The sequence below is a fragment of the Streptomyces sp. NBC_00224 genome (genome assembly GCF_041435195.1).
Classification (GTDB): domain Bacteria; phylum Actinomycetota; class Actinomycetes; order Streptomycetales; family Streptomycetaceae; genus Streptomyces.
Genome location: NZ_CP108106.1, coordinates 5,881,138 through 5,895,368 on the forward strand (window position 1 = coordinate 5,881,138; position 14,231 = coordinate 5,895,368).

The window sequence follows — 14,231 nt, forward strand, 5'->3', positions numbered from 1 at the left end:
GGCCCCCGTACGCCCTACGCGTACGGGGGCCGTGTCATGCCGTCCGCGTGACATCTGTCATCCGACACTCACGACACCCGGCACTGCCCCCGGCCCGGGCCCGCGGGCGAACCTTGGGCCATGACCACAACGACCTCCACCTCCCCCTCCGTGGTGAGCTTCGAGCACGTGAGCAAGAGCTACGGCGACGTCCACGCCGTCGCCGGACTCTCCCTGGAGCTGCACCCCGGCGAGACGGTCGCGCTCCTCGGGCCGAACGGCGCGGGCAAGTCGTCCACGCTCGACCTGCTGCTCGGGCTGCGCAAGGCCGACTCGGGCGCCGTGCGCCTCTTCGGCACCACGCCCGAGCAGGCCATCAAGGACGGCCGGGTCGGCGCGATGCTCCAGAGCGGCGGTCTGATGGAGGAGGTCAAGGTCCGCGAGCTGGTCCGGCTCGCCTGCGATCTGCACCCGCGGCCGCACCCCGTCGAGGAGGTCCTGGACCGCGCGGGCATCGCGCAGATCGCCGACCGGATGGTCAACAAGCTCTCCGGCGGCCAGGAGCAGCGCGTCCGCTTCGCGCTCGCGACCGCCGGCGCCAACGACCTGATCGTCCTGGACGAGCCGACCACCGGTATGGACGTCACCGCCCGCCAGGCGTTCTGGGCGACGATGCGCGAGCAGGCGCAGCAGGGCCGTACGGTCCTGTTCGCCACCCACTACCTGGAGGAGGCGGACGCGATCGCGGACCGCGTCCTGGTCCTGCACAAGGGCCGGCTGCTAGCCGACGGCACCGCCTCCGAGATCAAGGCGAAGGCCGGCGCCCGCCGGATCGCCTTCGACCTGGAGGGCGTGGTCGACGAGGGCGTCCTGCGCGGGCTGCCCTTCCTGACCTCCTTCGACGTCTCGGGCCGCACGGTCCGCATCCAGTCCACCGATGCCGATGCCACCGTCCACGCGCTGTACGGGCTGAGCCTGTACCCCCGCAACCTCGAAGTCGCGGGCCTCGGCCTGGAGCAGGCCTTCGTCGCCATCACCGAGGCCGAGGAGGCCAAGGCAGCATGCTGAATCAATTTTTTTCCGGGGCCTTGATCAAGCTCGAAATCACCCGCACCCTGCGGAACAAGAAGTTCATGTTCTTCTCGGTGATCTACCCGTCGGCGCTCTATCTGCTGATCTCCGGCTCCCAGAACACCACGGACAGGATCGGCGACACCGATCTGACCTTCCCCGCCTTCTTCATGGTCTCGATGGCCTCGTTCGGCGCGATCACCGCCGTTCTGATGGGCAACAGCGAGAAGATCGCCAAGGAGCGCGAGAAGGGCTGGGTGCGCCAGCTGCGGCTGACCGCGCTGCCCGGCCGCGGCTATGTCCTGGCGAAGATCGCGAGCGCCGCCGTGGTCACCCTGCCCTGCATCGTGGTGGTCTTCCTGGTCGCGGCCACGGTCAAGGACGTACGGTTCGACGCCTGGCAGTGGCTGGCGCTGACCGGCTCCATCTGGGCGGGCTCGCTCTGCTTCGCCGCGCTCGGCGTGGCCATCGGCTACCTCGCCAGCGGTGACGCGGTCCGCCCGATCACGATGATCATCTACTTCGGCCTCTCCATCCTGGGCGGCCTGTGGATGCCCACGACGACGTTCGCGCCCTGGCTCCAGTCGCTCGCCGAGTGGCTGCCCACCCACGCGTACGCTGCGCTCGGGCAGGCCATCGAGGCGGGCAACGCCCCGGACACCAAGGACGTGGCCGTCCTCGCCGCCTACTTCCTGCTCTTCGCGGGCGGCGCGGCCTGGCTGTACCGGAAGGACACCCTGAAGGCGTGACGAGCGTGACGGAAGACCACAAGCCGGTGGCCGCCATCGGCCTCCCGCCGCAGAACCGCCAGGAGGCGGTGCGCAAGCTGCTGTGGATCGGCATCTGGCTGGCGTTCCTCGGCGCCCCGGTGTCCGACCTCCTCAAGCGGGAGCACACGACGTGGGCGACCGCGCTCGGCTGGCTCGCCCTGGTGGCGTTCGTCGCGGTCTATCTGGCCCTGGTCTTCCGTCACACCGCCCGCCCCTTCGCCCGCACCACGGTCGCCTCGATACTGGTCTTCCTGGTCGGCATCGCGGTCGTCACCTCGCTGACCCTGGACGCGCCCTGGCTGGTGCTCTTCGTGTACGTGTCGGTCGGCTGCGGGGCGGTGCTGCCGCTGCCCCTGGCGAGATGGGCGATCCCGGGCGCGACGGCCGCGATGGCCCTGATCGGCCTGACCACCCGGGGCGACTGGGGCGACTTCGTACCGGGCCTGGCGATCCCGGCCCTGCTCGGCGGCTTCGCCATGACGGGTGTGCGCCATCTCGTCCGTACGACCGTGGAACTGCGCCAGGCCAGGGCCACCGTGGCCCAACTGGCGGCCAACGAGGAGCGGCTGCGCCTCGCCCGCGACCTGCACGACCTGCTGGGCCACTCGCTCTCCCTGATCACGCTCAAGAGCGAGCTGGCGGGCCGGATGCTCCCCGACCACCCCGATCAGGCGGCCCAGCAGGTCGCCGACATCGAACAGGTCAGCCGCCAGGCCCTGGTGGACGTACGGGAAGCGGTCACCGGCTACCGCAGGGCGACCCTCACCGGGGAACTGGCGGGCGCCCGCACCGCGTTGACGGCCGCCGGAGTGGCCGCGGACCTGCCGGTGGCGGCCGAACTCCCGCCCGGCCTGCCCCCGGGTGCGGGGGAAGCCCTGGCCTGGGTGGTCCGCGAGGCCGTCACCAACGTGGTCCGCCACAGCGGCGCCCGCACCTGTGCGATCACCCTCGGGGAGTGCCAGACCCTGGACGGCCGCTTCCTGGAACTGAAGATCGCGGACGACGGCCGAGGGGCTTCCGCCGTAACGGCGGGCAATGGCTTGACGGGCTTGGCGGAACGCCTGGCAGAGGTACACGGCAAGCTGGAGCCGACAGCCCACAAGGGGAAGGGCTTCACGCTGACGGCGAGGGTGCCACTGGGCGCCCCATAGGGGCGCGGGGAACTGCGCGACCAGCCCACCACCGGCCCGCAGCCGAAAGACCCGCCTAGAATCCCCGCATGATCCGCCTACTCCTGGCCGAAGACCAGTCCATGGTCCGCGAAGCACTCGCAGCCCTGCTCGGCCTGGAGCCGGACTTCGAAGTGGTCGCCCAAGTGGCCAGGGGCGACGAGGTGTTGGGCGCGGCGCGGGCCCATGAGGTCGACGTGGCGCTCCTGGACATCGAGATGCCCGGCATGACCGGCATCGAGGCGGCGGCCGAACTCCACAAAGAGCTCCCCGCCCTCAAAATCGTGATCCTCACGACGTTCGGCCGCCCCGGCTATCTGCGCAGTGCGATGGAGGCGGGCGCCGACGCCTTCCTGGTGAAGGACGCCCCCGCCGCCCAGCTCGCGGCCGCGGTGCGCAAGGTGCTCGCGGGGGAGCGGGTGATCGACCCGACGCTGGCCGCGGCCGCGCTCGCGGAGGGCGCCAACCCGCTGACCGACCGCGAGCGAGACGTCCTGCGCGCGGCGGCGAACGGCGCCACCAACGCGGAACTCGCCCGCGCCCTCTGCCTCTCCCAGGGCACGGTCCGCAACTACCTCTCCATGGCCATCCAGAAACTGGCGGCCCGCAACAGGGCGGAGGCGGTGGGGATCGCACGGGAGAAGGGCTGGCTGTAGGACTCCTGCCGGCCCGGCGTCAGTTCAGCATCGCCCGGGCCGCCCGCGCCCGCCCCCGGATCGTCTCCGCCGTGCGGGGTTCCACCGGCTCCAGGACGTCCGCGTACAGGTCGAGTTCCGCCGCGCCCGCGAGGAAGTCGCCGCGCTGGACCAGGAGTTGGGCGCGGTCGTAGCGCAGCCGGGCCGGGTGGGTGGGCAGGAGCAGGGAGAGGTCCAGGGCCCACAGGGCGACCGCGCTCTGCTCCGGGCGGGCCGCCGCCCAGGCGCGGATGTTGTTGAGGATGCGCAGCACGATCGCCAGCGGGTCGGCCGGGGTGAGCATCGACGGGTCGAGCGGGGCGCCGGTGGCCCCGGCCACCAGGAGCTCCGCGTCCGCGCCCGTCAGCGGCCGGCCCCCGTCGAACGGATCCGCGAGCACCCGCTCCTCCGGGCGGCCGAAGCCCACCACGAAGTGTCCGGGCAGGGCCACCCCGTACACCGGAGCCCCGGCCCTGCGGGCCACCTCCATCCAGACCACCGAGAGCAGGATCGGCAGGCCCCGGCGGCGGCGCAGGACCTCCGGCAGGAGTGAGGACTCCAGGCGCTGGTACTCGACCGGGGTGCCCCGGAACTCGCAGCCGCCGCCGAGCAGTCCGGCCAGGGCCGCCGCCCAGGGGCGGGCCCCGGAGACGCCGTACGGGAGCAGACCGGCGAGACGGTCCAGCTCCATCTGGGCGTCGTCGAGGCCCCGCTGCCCGAGCCCGGGGTCGGCCACCGCACCGATCAGCAGGCACAGCGTCGCGAGGTCCGGCCGCTCGGACCGGGCCTCCTCGGTGAACTGCCGCCGCCAGTCCTCGGCGCCGGGGCTTTCGGGGTCCATAACCGCTTCGTACCCGTTCGTGAAGATCGGAAATTCGGGCCTAGGGCTTGTGCCGGAAGTGGTGGTAGGTGTGGTGGGTGGCGAAGCCCTGGGCGTCGTAGAGGGCTCGGGCCCCTTCATTCTCCGCCTCGACCTGGAGCCACGCCGCCGACGCCCCCTCGGAGAGGGCCTGGCGGGCCAGCGCGGTCATCACGGCCGTCGCGAGCCCCCGGCGCCGGTGCGCCGGGTCCACCTCGACCGCCATGAACCCCGCCCAGCGGCCGTCGACCACGCACCGGCCGATCGCGGCGGGCGCCCCGCCCCCGTCCCCGGCCACCGTCGCGAACCACGTCGAGGGGCCGCTCTCCAGTACCTTCAGCACATGGGGTCCGGGTGTGCCGGTGCGCTGGTAGCGGCCGAGCCAGGCGGAACCGACAGACCGGGACAGCTCGACCTGTGAGACGTCCGCGTCGAGGTCCCCGATCGGGGCAAGTGCGGCGATCCGCAGTTGGGCGCTTACCTCGCGAATCCACCCAAACTTTTCAAGATCGACACAGAGGCCCTCCTGGGTCCCCTCGGCGCCGGTGGACGTTTGTACGTACGTGGGAAGCTCGCGGGCCGTGTACCAGGCGTGCGCGTGCGCGAGGGCGTCCGCGAGCGGTATCCCGGGGTCGCCGAGCGGCAGCACCGAATTGGCTCGGCGAGTGAATCCGCCGGCCGCCCGCAGCGTCCACTCGCCCAGCGCCTCGCTCTCCACGGGCTGCCACGCACGCGCGCTGACCAGCGCCAACTCCCGGAAGGTGGCGGCCGGGCCGCGGCGTCGGGCGGGTTCGGCCGGGATGACCTTGCCCGCGACCATCTCCCGCTCCGGGACGTGGACCGTCTGCCCGTTCCTGCGTACGATCGAGAGCATCCCGGCATCCCACGATGTGAGAACACCGACCGTGTCGGTGAACTTCTCGCCCCGCTCCCCGGACCTGGCCAGGTGTCTGACTGATACGCGTTTGCCCTGATCTTCAGGCGTGATTCTGACGATCAACCGTCCGCCGGTGGTGAACTCCACAGCTCTCTTCGCCCCTCCTGTTCGGATCGCGCCCCGGAACGGAGATACTAGGTGTGGGCATCGACGACGCCGCGCTCCCGCGCGCCACGTGGACGGAGCCGCAGACCGGCCCGCCGCGCCCTATCGAGGAGGAACGACAGCGTGACCTACGTCATTGCGGAGCCTTGTGTCGACCTTAAGGACAAGGCATGCATCGAAGAGTGCCCGGTCGACTGCATCTATGAGGGCAAGCGGTCCCTCTACATCCACCCGGACGAGTGCGTCGACTGTGGTGCCTGTGAGCCGGTCTGCCCGGTCGAGGCCATCTTCTACGAGGACGACACCCCGGAGGAGTGGAAGGACTACTACAAGGCGAACGTCGAGTTCTTCGACGAGCTCGGTTCGCCCGGTGGTGCCTCCAAGCTCGGCCTGATCGAGCGCGACCACCCCTTCATCACCGCGCTGCCCGCCGATATCAACGCCGACAGCGAGCACTGACACTGACACCACGTGTCCCCCCGGTCCCGTACGGCGCCCACCGCCCTACGGGACCGAGGCGTTTCGTCCGTGCGACGCCGAGCACGGAACCGAGTACGAGAAAGTGAGCACCTTCGTGGGCGCAGTCTCCGCACGCCTGCCCGTCTTCCCCTGGGACAAGCTGGAGCCGTACAAGGCGACGGCCGCCGGCCACCCGGACGGGATCGTGGACCTGTCCGTCGGCACCCCGGTCGACCCGGTCCCGGCGCTGATCCAGAAAGCGCTGATCGAGGCCGCGGACTCGCCGGGCTATCCGACGGTGTGGGGGACCACGGAGCTGCGCGACGCGCTCACCGGATGGGTCGGGCGCCGGCTCGGCGCGGTCGGCGTCGGCCACCGCAACGTGCTGCCGGTGGTCGGGTCCAAGGAGCTGGTGGCCTGGCTGCCGACCCAGCTGGGCCTCGGCGCGGGCGACAAGGTCGCCTACCCCCGGCTCGCGTACCCGACGTACGAGGTGGGCGCCCGGCTCTGCGGCGCGACGCCCGTCGTCTACGACGACCCTACCGAGCTCGACCCTGCCGGGCTGAAGCTCCTCTGGCTGAACTCGCCGTCCAACCCGACCGGCCGGGTCCTCGCCAAGGACGAGCTGGTCCGGATCGTCGCCTGGGCGCGCGAGCACGGCGTCCTCGTCTTCTCCGACGAGTGCTACCTGGAGCTGGGCTGGGAGGCCGAGCCGGTCTCGGTGCTGCACCCGGACGTCTGCGGCGGTACGTACGAGGGCATCGTCGCCGTCCACTCGCTCTCCAAGCGGTCCAACCTCGCGGGCTACCGCGCGGCCTTCCTCGCGGGCGACGAGGCCGTGCTCGGCGAGCTGCTCCAGATCCGCAAGCACGGCGGGATGATGACGGCCGCGCCCGTCCAGGCGGCCACGGTGGCGGCGCTCGGCGACGACGTGCACGTCCAGGAGCAGCGGGCGCGTTACGCGGCCCGCCGCGCCGCCCTGCGCGACGCGCTGGTCAAGCACGGCTTCCGGATCGAGCACAGCGAGGCCAGCCTCTACCTGTGGGCGACCCGCGACGAGGGCTGCTGGGAGACCGTGGAGTACCTCGCCGGTCTCGGCATCCTCGTGGCGCCCGGCGACTTCTACGGCGAGGCGGGCGAGCGGTTCGTGCGGGTGGCCTTCACGGCGACGGACGAGCGCGTCGAGGCGGCCGTCAAGCGGCTGGGCTAGGGGCTCCCGCACGAGCCCGTATGTACGGGAAGGGGCCCCGGGGACAGGATCCCGGGGCCCCTTCGGCCGTGTGCCGTGCGGGGCGCGGCCGCGCGGCTCAGCCGACGGGCAGGCCCTTGAGCGGCAGCTGGTCGGTGGAGGGCAGACCGCCGGTGGGCAGCTGGCCGCCGACCGGAAGGCCGTCCAGGCTGGTCGACTTGGCGGTGGAGCCGAGCAGGTCGCCCGCGTTGCCCGCGGCGTCGCCCGCCGTCTTCTGGGCCGCCGGGGTCGCCGTCTTGCCCGCCTTGCCGACGGCCTTGCCCGCGGCCGGGACCGCCTGCTTGACCGCCTTGCTGCCGGCGTCGCCCGCCAGACCGGTGGCCTTCTGCGCGGCGCCGTCGACGGTGTTGCCGAGGTTCGCGCCGTCGAGTGCGGTCAGGCCGCCCAGGTTCGGGGTCTCCGGAAGGGACGCGGCGCTCGCCGCGCCGGCCGCGCCGACCACGGGAACTGCACCCGCCGCGATGAGCAGCGCGGCACGGGCGATCCGACGGGTCAGGGGGAGGGACATGATGCTCCTTGAGACGGGAGGAACGGCGTTCGGACGCTGTGACAACTCCTCGGGGTGCGGCGGAGGTTGCGGAGGCCCCGGGTAAAGAGTTCGCAATGCGTCGCATTATCGGGTTCGGATAAAAACGGGCAAATGAGCCGTCGCGACAATACGCTGAACGCCGCCGATTCCCTTTGTTCCCAAGGGAATTGACGATTCTTCCGGCGGGCGCGGGGGTGGGTGTACGAAACGGTGTACGCGAAAGCCATCTGTGCCCCGCACGAGTGGCCGTCCGAACGGGTGTCGCGCGCTATTCGGCGAGCTGGATCCGGACCTGGCCGAATGCGCCGGAACTCTCCGCGCCGCCCGTGCCGCCGCCCGCGTCCGGGCTGGTGGCGCCGCTCGCGCCGGCCTCGGTGTCGTCCGTGTGCCAGCCCTTGCGGGAGCCGTCCACACGCCAGGTGCGCCCGGCGTACGAGACCTGCTCCACGCGGAACGCGGCGGCGTGCGCGACCGCCCAGTGGGCCAGCTCCCAGCCGCGCTGCTCGGCGCTGCCCCCGGCGTCGGCACCGGTCCGCGCGGGCGCGCGCACCGGGACCGTGACCGCACGCCCCTCCCCCTTGTCGGGGGCCACCCCCGCGCCGAACGCCCGGGCCAGCTCGGTGCGTACCTTCGCCGGGTCGCCCGGGTGGGCGTCCTTGGCGATCGTGCAGGTCAGCGCGGCGGAGGTGCGGCCGGTGAGCACGGCGGTGAGCAGCGCCGCGTCCGGCTCGTGCTTGGCGTAGGCCTGCGGGAAGCCGCTGCGCTGGACCCGCTGCGCGGCGACGGTGAGCGGCAGCCGCGAGTAGCCGGGCACTTCGGCCAGGCGCTGGTAGAACTTCCCGGCCGAGTAGACCGGGTCCATGATCTGCTGCACGGTGCCCCAGCCCTGCGAGGGCCGCTGCTGGAAGAGGCCGACCGAGTCGCGGTCGCCGTGCGTGATGTTGCGCAGCCCCGACTCCTGGAGCGCGGTGGCCAGCGCGATCGTCACCGCCCGCTCGGGCATCCCGCGCGAGGTGCCGACCGCGGAGATGGTCGCCGCGTTCTCGGCCTGCTCGGGGCTGAGCCGGTAGGTGTCGTCCCCGGACCCCACCGTGCATCTCGGCGCCCCCGGCCCCCCGCTCATGTACTGCACCACCAGATATCCGGCGACGGCGAGCAGCACGACGGCCGCGGCCGCGAAACGGAAGAGGCGGCCGCGCCTTACGGGTCGGTTGGGGGTGACGGGCTGGGACACGGGGACCACCGTACTGGAGGGCAGGACGGCTGCCCTCGGTCGTGCCCTTCCGGACACCCGGGCCCAGCTCGGGACGGCCGCGCTAGGGTCGGGACCATGGCAGACAGCGCACTCGACCTGACCCTGGACGGCCCCGCGCTCACCGCGTGGCTCGTCGACTTCCCGTCGGAGAGCGGAACGGAGAAGCCGCTCGCGGACGCGATCGAGGCGGCGCTGCGGACGCTGCCGCACCTGACCGTGGACCGCCACGGCAACAACGTCGTCGCGCGCACCGCCCTGGGCCGGGCCGAGCGGGTCATCCTCGCCGGGCACATCGACACCGTCCCGATCGCCGACAACGTGCCGTCCCGCCTCGACGAGAACGGCATCCTGTGGGGCTGCGGCACCTCGGACATGAAGTCCGGCGTGGCTCTCCAGCTGCGGATCGCCGCGACCGTCCCCGAGCCCAACCGCGACCTCACCTTCGTCTTCTACGACAACGAAGAGGTCGCCGCACACCTCAACGGTCTCGGCCATGTGGCCGACGCACACCCCGACTGGATCGAGGGCGACTTCGCGGTCCTCCTGGAGCCCTCCGACGCCCAGGTCGAGGGCGGCTGCCAGGGCACCCTGCGGGTCATCCTGCACACGGCGGGGGAGCGGGCCCACTCCGCGCGCAGCTGGATGGGGTCCAACGCCATCCACACGGCCGCCCCGATCCTGGCCAGGCTCGCCGCGTACGAGCCGCGCCGGCCGGTGATCGACGGCCTGGAGTACCACGAGGGCCTGAACGCGGTACGGATCGAGGGCGGCGTCGCCAACAACGTCATCCCCGACGCCTGCGCGGTCACCGTCAACTACCGCTACGCCCCGGACCGCACCGCCGAGGAGGCCCTGGCCCACGTCCGCGAGGTCTTCGCGGACTGCGAGATCGCGGAGTTCACCGTCGACGACCACTCGGGCGCGGCCCTGCCGGGGCTCTCGCACCCGGCCGCCGCGGCCTTCATGGCGGCGGTCGGCGGCACCCCGCAGCCCAAGTTCGGCTGGACCGACGTCTCCCGCTTCGGCGCGCTCGGCGTCCCCGCCGTCAACTACGGACCCGGCGACGCCCTGTACGCGCACAAGCGGGACGAGCACGTCGCCGTCGACCGGATCACCCACTGCGAACGGCGACTTCACGCCTGGCTGACCACCTGAATTTCGTCATTCGTCACGTAAGTCGTCCTACGCTGGCCGGACGCGTCATATGACTCAGTCAGCGGAGGGAGCACGCAATGGCCAACCCCGAGGGAGAGTTTCCGGGCGAGCAGCGGCTGGAGCAGCGGCTCGGGCCGGTGCTGCGCCGCCGCGACCAGGTCCAGGCCGGGACCACCGACCAGCGGCTCCTCGACACCGAGGGCGACTCGGAGTGGGTGCACACCGACCCCTGGCGGGTCATGCGCATCCAGTCCGAGTTCGTGGAGGGCTTCGGCGCGCTCGCCGAACTGCCCAGCGCCATCAGCGTCTTCGGCTCGGCCCGCACACCGGTGGGCTCACCGGAGTACGAGGCGGGCGTGGCCATCGGCCGCGCGCTGGTCGAGGCGGGCTTCGCGGTGATCACCGGCGGCGGCCCGGGTGCGATGGAGGCGGCCAACCGGGGCGCGCGCGAGGCGCGGGGCGTCTCGGTCGGCCTCGGCATCGAGCTCCCCTTCGAGCAGGGGCTCAACCCGCACGTCGACATCGGCGTCAACTTCCGCTACTTCTTCGTCCGCAAGACCATGTTCGTGAAGTACGCGCAGGGCTTCGTCGTCCTGCCCGGCGGCCTCGGCACGCTGGACGAGCTCTTCGAGGCGCTCACCCTCGTCCAGACCGGCAAGGTGACCCGCTTCCCGATCGTCCTGTTCGGCTCGCGGTACTGGGCGGGCCTGGTCGACTGGCTCCGCGACACAGTGGTAGGCGGCGGCAAGGCCTCCGCGCACGACCTGCTCCTCTTCCACGTCACGGACAGCGTGGAGGAGGCGGTGGCGATGGTGACGAAGGAAGTGGGGCGGTAGTTCGTCTGCGGACCGTGGTGGGTTGCTCGCGCAGTTCCCCGCGCCCCTAGGGGATGCCGCGTAGCGGCATTCAAGGGGCGCGGGGAACTGCGCGACCAGCCCACCACCGGGCCTGCAGTCAAAAGCGAAGGGGGCGGGGCGCAGCCCCGTTACGCCAGCCCGCGCCGGGCAACGGCAGGCGGACGGTGGCCCGCGATGGACGCCACCATGTCCAGCACCTGACGGGTCTCGGCGACTTCGTGCACCCGGTACACCCGCGCCCCCAGCCACGCCGACACCGCCGTCGTCGCCAGCGTCCCGATCACCCGCTCCTTGACCGGCCGGTCCAGCGTCTCCCCGACGAAGTCCTTGTTGGACAGGGAGACCAGGACCGGCCACCCCGTCGCCGTCATCTCGCCGAGCCGCCGGGTCGCCTCCAGGCTGTGGCGGGTGTTCTTGCCGAAGTCATGACCGGGATCGATCATGATCCCGTCCCGCCGCACCCCGAGCGCGGCCGCCCGCTCGGCGAGCCCCACCGTGACCCGGAGGATGTCCTCCATCACGTCCTCGTACGCGATCCGGTGCGGCCGGGTGCGCGGTTCCACGCCGCCCGCGTGCGTACACACCAGCCCCGCCCCGTACCGCGCCGCGACCTCCGCCAGCTTCGGGTCGACCCCGCCCCACGCGTCGTTGAGCACGTCCGCGCCCGCCTCGCAGACCGCCTCCCCGACGTCATGGCGCCAGGTGTCGACGCTGATCACCACGTCCGGATGCCGCCGCCGCACCTCGGCCACGAAGCCGACCGTGCGCCGCGCCTCCTCCTCGGCCGTCACCTCCTCGCCGGGGCCCGCCTTGACCCCGCCGATGTCGATGATGGCAGCCCCCTCTGACACCGCCTGCTCCACGCGGGCCAGCGCGGGCTCGTCCCGGAACGTCGCACCCTGGTCGTAGAAGGAGTCCGGGGTCCGGTTGACGATCGCCATGATCACCGGCTCGTGCGCGTCGAACTCGCGCCTTCCCAGCCGCAGCATCCGCTGTTTCCTCCTCGGGTAAGACGCCCGTGACCTCAGGTTCCGTGTCCGGCGGGTCCGGCCTGTGCCGCCCGACAGACCCTAACTCCCAGCTCCGCATGGCACGATCGGACCCGACGGTTTCCGGCTGCCGGGGAGAGGCTTCGCGCGTGTTCTGGTTCTTGCTGATCGCCATGGTCGTGGTGGTCGCCGCGGTCACGCTGGCCGTGGTGGGCGGCGGCGACGGTGCCGTATTGCCCGAGACGGGCCCCGAGCGGCTCTCCGACCCGCTGCCCGCGGGCCGCCCCGTCGAGCGCGCGGACATCGACGCGCTGCGGCTTCCGGTGGCCGCGCGCGGCTACCGGATGGCCGACGTCGACGACGTGCTGAGCCGCCTCGCCGCGGAGCTCGCCGAGCGCGACGCCCGGATCACCGATCTGCGGGAGGCGCTCAGCGCCGCCCACGCCCCCCGCGACGAGGAGCCCCGCAAGTGAGCACCGCCATCCCCGGCCCGGACGGCCGGCTGCGCTGCCCGTGGGGGCTGTCCACCGCGGACTACGTGGCGTACCACGACACCGAGTGGGGCCGCCCGGTCCACGGCGACGACGCCCTCTACGAACGGCTGTGCCTGGAGGCCTTCCAGTCGGGCCTCTCCTGGATCACCATCCTGCGCCGCCGGGAGGGGTTCCGCCGCGCCTTCGCGGACTTCCGGATCGCCAAGGTGGCCGCCTTCACCGACGAGGACGCGGCGCGGCTGCTGACCGACGAATCGATCATCCGCAACCGCGCCAAGATCGAGGCGACCCTCTCCAACGCGCGCGTACTGGCCGACTGGGCCCCCGGCGAGCTGGACGAGCTGATCTGGTCGTACGCCCCGGACCCCGCCTCCCGCCCGGCCCCCCGCACGCTGGCGGACGTCCCCCCGGTCACCGACGAGTCGACGGCGCTCTCCAAGGCCCTCAAGAAGCGCGGCCTCCGCTTCATCGGCCCCACGACCGCGTACGCGCTGATGCAGGCGTGCGGTCTGGTGGACGACCACTTGACCGACTGTGTGGCCCGGGGCGGCAGTACCCCTTAAGGGGTACGGGGCTGTGGTCCCCCGGATGGCTCAGCGGCCCACATATTTCGGCTTCTCCTTGGCCAGGAACGCCGCCACCGCGATCCCGTGGTCCTCGGACGCCCCCGCCAGGGTCTGGAGCTCGTCCTCCTTCTCCAGCGCCTCGGTGAGCGTGTGCCCGGCCCCGTACGCCAGGGACTCCTTGAGCGCCGCGTACGCGAGCGTGGGGCCGTCGGCCAGCGCTCGGGCCACGGCCGCCGCCTCGGCCGCCAGCTCGGCCGCCGGGACCAGCTTGTTGACGATGCCGAGCTCGTACGCCTCCTGCGCGGAGATCGAGCGCGGGAAGAGCAGCAGATCGGCGGCGCGCGAGTGGCCGATCAGGCGGGGGAGCGTCCAGGAGACGCCCGAGTCGGCGGTCAGCGCGACCCCCGCGAACGAGGTGTTGAAGGCTGCCGTGTCCGCCACCACGCGGTAGTCGGCCGCCAGCGCGAAGCCGAAGCCCGCGCCCGCCGCGACCCCGTTCACCCCGGCCACGACCGGCTTGGGCATCTCGGTGAGGGCCTTCACGATCGGGTTGTAGTGCTCGCGGACCGTGCTCATCGTGGAGCCGGTGCCCGCCTCGCGGTCCGCCGCGAGCAGGCTCACGTGCTCCTTGAGGTCCTGGCCCACGCAGAACGCCCGGCCCGTCGCCGTGAGCAGGACCGCCCGTACCGCGGCGTCCGCGGCGGCGGCCAGCGCCGCGTCCCGCAGGGCGACCTTGGCCTCGGTGTTCATGGCGTTCATGGCGTCGGGACGGTTGATCGTGATCGTCGCGAGCCCGTCGGTCACCTCGTAGAGCACGGTGTCGGCCATTGGGTTGGATCCCCTCCGTTGCGGTGTCGTGTCCGCCCAGCATGGCGGAGATCATCGGCGCCGCACATGTGACCTGCGTCAAACATTCCCGGCCACGACCCCGACCGAGGGTGGCGAAGTATCGCAGGCGGATCGCCGAATTGGGTGGTTTTGATAGAGCGCGTTGCGCAAGCGATGCCGACCGATGTTGGTCATCGGGTCCTGCGATGCGGGATAATGACCTGGAAGCAATGTGTTCGATGCCGGTAACACGGTGCCTGTCATGGGGCCGCCGGCTGCGATGAGC

General features: G+C 72.0%; 16 protein-coding genes. 10 read left to right on the top strand and 6 right to left on the bottom strand.

All coding sequences use genetic code 11. The features are described from left to right. Positions 1-120: 120 nt before the first annotated feature. The 4 genes from OG965_RS26330 (at position 121) to OG965_RS26345 (ending at position 3,645) form a co-directional block, all read left to right on the top strand. Complete coding sequence (locus tag OG965_RS26330; RefSeq protein WP_371654528.1) at positions 121-1,047, top strand: ABC transporter ATP-binding protein; 927 nt, start codon at positions 121-123, stop codon at positions 1,045-1,047. Continuing rightward, a complete protein-coding gene (locus OG965_RS26335; protein WP_371654529.1) occupies positions 1,041-1,799 on the top strand; it encodes an ABC transporter permease in 759 nt (252 codons plus the stop codon). Before OG965_RS26330 ends, OG965_RS26335 begins: the two co-directional genes overlap by 7 nt. Positions 1,800-1,804: 5 nt before the next feature. Continuing rightward, a complete protein-coding gene (locus OG965_RS26340; protein ID WP_371657064.1) occupies positions 1,805-2,971 on the top strand; it encodes a sensor histidine kinase in 1,167 nt (388 codons plus the stop codon). A gap of 68 nt (positions 2,972-3,039) precedes the next feature. Beyond that, positions 3,040-3,645: a response regulator gene (locus tag OG965_RS26345; protein WP_371654530.1), complete on the top strand. Its 606-nt coding sequence runs from the start codon at positions 3,040-3,042 to the stop codon at positions 3,643-3,645. Positions 3,646-3,664: 19 nt separating this feature from the next. On the opposite strand, the gene OG965_RS26350 is transcribed toward OG965_RS26345, so the two are convergent. Beyond that, the gene (locus OG965_RS26350) at positions 3,665-4,504 is read right to left on the bottom strand and encodes a transglutaminase-like domain-containing protein (protein ID WP_371654531.1); all 840 of its coding nucleotides are present in this window, start codon (positions 4,502-4,504) and stop codon (positions 3,665-3,667) included. Between the two features lie 40 nt (positions 4,505-4,544). Continuing rightward, positions 4,545-5,546 carry a GNAT family N-acetyltransferase gene (locus OG965_RS26355; RefSeq protein WP_371654532.1) on the bottom strand — a complete coding sequence of 334 codons (1,002 nt, stop codon included), beginning with the start codon at positions 5,544-5,546 and terminating at the stop codon, positions 4,545-4,547. A gap of 141 nt (positions 5,547-5,687) precedes the next feature. On the opposite strand from OG965_RS26355, the gene fdxA reads away from it, so the two are divergent. After that, positions 5,688-6,023, top strand: coding sequence for a ferredoxin (gene fdxA / locus OG965_RS26360; protein ID WP_190089991.1), 336 nt, complete (start codon positions 5,688-5,690; stop codon positions 6,021-6,023). A 115-nt stretch (positions 6,024-6,138) separates the two neighbouring features. Then, positions 6,139-7,233, top strand: a complete 1,095-nt coding sequence (locus OG965_RS26365) for a bifunctional succinyldiaminopimelate transaminase/glutamate-prephenate aminotransferase (protein ID WP_371654533.1) — start codon at positions 6,139-6,141, stop codon at positions 7,231-7,233. Between the two features lie 97 nt (positions 7,234-7,330). On the opposite strand, the gene OG965_RS26370 is transcribed toward OG965_RS26365, so the two are convergent. Both OG965_RS26370 and OG965_RS26375 read right to left on the bottom strand, forming a co-directional pair. Beyond that, on the bottom strand, positions 7,331-7,780 hold the full coding sequence (locus tag OG965_RS26370; protein ID WP_371654534.1) for an ATP-binding protein: 450 nt from the start codon (positions 7,778-7,780) through the stop codon (positions 7,331-7,333). 289 nt (positions 7,781-8,069) lie between these two features. Further along, entirely contained in the window at positions 8,070-9,035 is a 966-nt protein-coding gene (locus OG965_RS26375; protein WP_371654535.1) for a hypothetical protein, read from the bottom strand. Between the two features lie 96 nt (positions 9,036-9,131). Here OG965_RS26375 and dapE point away from each other — a divergent pair, with 96 nt between their 5' ends. After that, positions 9,132-10,211: a succinyl-diaminopimelate desuccinylase gene (dapE, locus tag OG965_RS26380; protein ID WP_371654536.1), complete on the top strand. Its 1,080-nt coding sequence runs from the start codon at positions 9,132-9,134 to the stop codon at positions 10,209-10,211. A 77-nt stretch (positions 10,212-10,288) separates the two neighbouring features. Beyond that, positions 10,289-11,047: a TIGR00730 family Rossman fold protein gene (locus tag OG965_RS26385; RefSeq protein WP_371654537.1), complete on the top strand. Its 759-nt coding sequence runs from the start codon at positions 10,289-10,291 to the stop codon at positions 11,045-11,047. Positions 11,048-11,196: 149 nt separating this feature from the next. On the opposite strand, the gene folP is transcribed toward OG965_RS26385, so the two are convergent. Continuing rightward, positions 11,197-12,057, bottom strand: coding sequence for a dihydropteroate synthase (folP, locus tag OG965_RS26390; protein ID WP_371654538.1), 861 nt, complete (start codon positions 12,055-12,057; stop codon positions 11,197-11,199). 149 nt (positions 12,058-12,206) lie between these two features. Here folP and OG965_RS26395 point away from each other — a divergent pair, with 149 nt between their 5' ends. Continuing rightward, positions 12,207-12,530 (top strand): DivIVA domain-containing protein, encoded by a 324-nt coding sequence (locus OG965_RS26395; protein ID WP_371654539.1) that lies wholly within the window; start codon positions 12,207-12,209, stop codon positions 12,528-12,530. Next, complete coding sequence (locus OG965_RS26400) at positions 12,527-13,114, top strand: DNA-3-methyladenine glycosylase I (RefSeq protein WP_371654540.1); 588 nt, start codon at positions 12,527-12,529, stop codon at positions 13,112-13,114. The genes OG965_RS26395 and OG965_RS26400 overlap by 4 nt, the downstream gene beginning before the upstream one ends. 30 nt (positions 13,115-13,144) lie before the next feature. Here the strand turns inward: OG965_RS26400 and OG965_RS26405 are convergent, their stop codons facing one another. Then, complete coding sequence (locus OG965_RS26405) at positions 13,145-13,945, bottom strand: enoyl-CoA hydratase/isomerase family protein (RefSeq protein ID WP_371654541.1); 801 nt, start codon at positions 13,943-13,945, stop codon at positions 13,145-13,147. Between the last annotated feature and the right edge of the window lie 286 nt (positions 13,946-14,231).

What these genes read in the sequence shown, in the direction of transcription:
- OG965_RS26370 (WP_371654534.1), bottom strand. Translation starts at nt 7,780, where the DNA reads ATGTCCCTCCCCCTGACCCGTCGGATCGCCCGTGCCGCGCTGCTCATC.
- OG965_RS26330 (WP_371654528.1), top strand. Translation starts at nt 121, where the DNA reads ATGACCACAACGACCTCCACCTCCCCCTCCGTGGTGAGCTTCGAGCAC.
- OG965_RS26345 (WP_371654530.1), top strand. Translation starts at nt 3,040, where the DNA reads ATGATCCGCCTACTCCTGGCCGAAGACCAGTCCATGGTCCGCGAAGCA.
- OG965_RS26350 (WP_371654531.1), bottom strand. Translation starts at nt 4,504, where the DNA reads ATGGACCCCGAAAGCCCCGGCGCCGAGGACTGGCGGCGGCAGTTCACC.
- dapE (WP_371654536.1), top strand. Translation starts at nt 9,132, where the DNA reads ATGGCAGACAGCGCACTCGACCTGACCCTGGACGGCCCCGCGCTCACC.
- OG965_RS26405 (WP_371654541.1), bottom strand. Translation starts at nt 13,945, where the DNA reads ATGGCCGACACCGTGCTCTACGAGGTGACCGACGGGCTCGCGACGATC.
- OG965_RS26335 (WP_371654529.1), top strand. Translation starts at nt 1,041, where the DNA reads ATGCTGAATCAATTTTTTTCCGGGGCCTTGATCAAGCTCGAAATCACC.
- folP (WP_371654538.1), bottom strand. Translation starts at nt 12,057, where the DNA reads ATGCTGCGGCTGGGAAGGCGCGAGTTCGACGCGCACGAGCCGGTGATC.
- OG965_RS26385 (WP_371654537.1), top strand. Translation starts at nt 10,289, where the DNA reads ATGGCCAACCCCGAGGGAGAGTTTCCGGGCGAGCAGCGGCTGGAGCAG.